This window comes from Solihabitans fulvus, from assembly GCF_008386585.1.
GTDB lineage: Bacteria > Actinomycetota > Actinomycetes > Mycobacteriales > Pseudonocardiaceae > Solihabitans > Solihabitans fulvus.
In genome coordinates, this window is record NZ_VUOB01000425.1 from 1 (window position 1) to 305 (window position 305).

Below are 305 nucleotides of genomic sequence, written 5' to 3' on the forward strand. Positions count from 1 at the left end.
GCTTCGGTGGCGGTCAGCTGCTTCTCCTTCTCTTCAAGGTCCTTGTTGGCCTGCTCCAGTTTGTTCTTGTTCAGGATCAGGTCTTCCTCCACCTGGGCGAGCTTCTTCTGGAGTTCGCGGACTTCCTCGTTTACCTTCTCAGCACGGAGGTTGGCGTCTCTAGCCTGCTGTTCGCAGGTGTCGGCCTTGTCCATGGCATTGTCCTTCTCCAGCTTCATCGCCTGCATCTTCTTCTTGATCGCGTCCATTTTGGTGGTTTTGTTTTTTCAGCTCCCTTAGATGAAAATATGTCGAGTCGACGCGTG

The 305-nt window shown here is 53.1% G+C and carries 1 protein-coding gene; it reads right to left on the reverse strand.

Annotated features, from left to right (window positions below; translation table 11 throughout):
* Positions 1–248: tropomyosin (locus F0L68_RS46230; RefSeq protein WP_223199683.1), on the reverse strand; the 248-nt coding region annotated here is incomplete at its 3' end.
* Positions 249–305 lie beyond the last annotated feature (57 nt).